This window comes from Nguyenibacter vanlangensis (assembly GCF_013376155.1).
Lineage (GTDB): Bacteria > Pseudomonadota > Alphaproteobacteria > Acetobacterales > Acetobacteraceae > Gluconacetobacter > Gluconacetobacter vanlangensis.
The window spans coordinates 1-1,976 of record NZ_JABXXP010000536.1 but is presented as its reverse complement, the minus strand read 5'-3'; the positions used below and the strand labels follow the sequence as shown (position 1 = coordinate 1,976).

Annotated in this window: 3 protein-coding genes; all 3 read left to right on the top strand. The window is 67.5% G+C overall.

Features of this window, described 5'->3' with window-relative positions:
* Window positions 1-4: 4 nt before the first annotated feature.
* Entirely contained in the window at window positions 5-520 is a 516-nt protein-coding gene (moaC, locus tag HUK84_RS16355; RefSeq protein WP_176641227.1) for a cyclic pyranopterin monophosphate synthase MoaC, read from the top strand.
* Window positions 521-673: 153 nt separating this feature from the next.
* Window positions 674-1,684, top strand: a complete 1,011-nt coding sequence (gene pdhA / locus HUK84_RS16350) for a pyruvate dehydrogenase (acetyl-transferring) E1 component subunit alpha (RefSeq protein WP_176641226.1) — start codon at window positions 674-676, stop codon at window positions 1,682-1,684.
* A 4-nt stretch (window positions 1,685-1,688) separates the two neighbouring features.
* A partial coding sequence (locus tag HUK84_RS16345) for a biotin/lipoyl-containing protein (RefSeq protein WP_317135301.1) occupies window positions 1,689-1,976 on the top strand: 288 nt, incomplete at its 3' end.

Genomic DNA, 1,976 nt, shown 5'->3' with positions numbered 1-1,976 from the left:
GAACATGGCGGCAGCGGCCGAACTCTCCCACCTCGACGCCGGCGGCCATGCCGTGATGGTGGACGTGTCCGCCAAGCCGGCGACCGTGCGCCAGGCCACAGCCCGCGGCCGCGTGACGATGCGGCCCGAAACCCTGGCCCTCATCCTTTCCGGCGGCGTGCCCAAGGGCGACGTGCTCGCCGTCTCGCGGATCGCCGGCATCATGGCGGCCAAGAAGACCGCCGACCTGGTCCCGCTCTGCCATCCGCTGCCCCTGACCTCGGTCCGGGTCGAACTGGCCGCCGCCGCCGACGGGGCAGGGGTCGAGATCACGGCCCATGTCGGCACCACCGGACAGACCGGCGTCGAAATGGAGGCTCTGACCGCGGTCAGCGTGGCGGCGCTGACCCTCTACGACATGTGCAAGGCCGTCGACCGCGACATGACGATCGAGGCGATATGCCTGGTGCGCAAGACGGGCGGGCGTTCCGGCCCCTATGAAAGAGCGGGGGCGGGCGCATTATCGAAACAGACGGAATGACGCGCGACCCGCCGGACGGCACGCCGGCGGCCGCTCACCGGCCTCGGGGCCCCGCCCGGCCCGCCGGTGACCCGGTCCCGCGATCGGCTCCGTCATAACGATCACGTCGTCTTAACAATTCCGTCATAACAATAAAGAGGGAAACGTTTCAGAATGGGCGAAATTCGCAAACCCAAGACCGAGGCCGGACGCAACGCGCCGTCCATGGGCAAGGACGACCTGCAGCGCGCCTTCCACGACATGGTGCTGATCCGCCGGTTCGAGGAACGGGCCGGCCAGCTCTACGGCATGGGGCTGATCGGCGGCTTCTGTCACCTCTATATCGGCCAGGAAGCGGTCGTCGTCGGCGTGCAGATGGAACTCAAGCACGGCGACAAGATCATCACCTCCTACCGCGACCACGGCCAGATGCTGGCGGCCGGCATGGATCCGCGCGGCGTCATGGCCGAACTGACGGGGCGCGAGGGCGGCTATTCCCGCGGCAAGGGCGGGTCGATGCACATGTTCTCGACCGAAAAACATTTCTATGGCGGCCACGGCATCGTCGGCGCCCAGGTCTCGCTGGGCATCGGCCTGGCCTTCGCCAACAAATATCGCGGCACGGACGAGGTCTCGGTCACCTATTTCGGCGAGGGCGCGTCCAACCAGGGCCAGGTCTATGAAAGCTTCAACCTCGCCGCCCTGCACAAGCTGCCCTGCGTCTTCGTGATCGAGAACAACCAGTACGGCATGGGCACCAGCGTCGAGCGCGCCTCGGCGTCCAAGGAATTGTGGCGCAACGGCGAACCCTGGGGCATCCCGGGCCGCAAGGTCGACGGCATGGATGTCGAGGCCGTGCGCGACGCGGCGCGCGAGGCGATCGCCCATTGCCGGCAGGGCAAGGGCCCGTTCCTGCTTGAGATGTCGACCTACCGCTATCGCGGCCACTCGATGTCCGACCCGGCCAAATACCGTCCCCGCACCGAAGTCGACGAGATGCGCAAGCATCATGACCCGATCGACCGGGTCCGGCACGAATTGCTCGCCCTGGGCGTCGCCGAGGACGAACTGAAATCGATCGAGGACAAGGTCAAGGCCGTGGTTGTGGACGCCGCCGATTTCGCGCAGGGCAGCCCCGAGCCCGATCCGTCCGAATTGTGGACCGACGTGCTGGTGGAGGGCTGAACCCATGACGACACAGATCCTGATGCCCGCCCTCTCGCCGACCATGACCGAGGGCAAGCTCGCGCGCTGGCTTAAGAACAGCGGCGATCCGATCGCCGCCGGCGACGTGATTGCCGAGATCGAGACCGACAAGGCGACGATGGAGGTCGAGGCCGTCGACGAGGGCACGCTGGGCGACATCCTGGTGGCCGAAGGGACCGAGAACGTCGCGGTCAACACGCCGATCGCCACGCTGAAGACCAACGGCGCCGCCGCTCCCGCGCCATCCCCGGCCTCCCAGCCGGCCCCGGCT

Bases quoted from the DNA above. Each gene is read 5' to 3' on its own strand.
- moaC (WP_176641227.1), top strand. From the start codon at position 5: ATGGCGGCAGCGGCCGAACTCTCCCACCTCGACGCCGGCGGCCATGCC.
- pdhA (WP_176641226.1), top strand. From the start codon at position 674: ATGGGCGAAATTCGCAAACCCAAGACCGAGGCCGGACGCAACGCGCCG.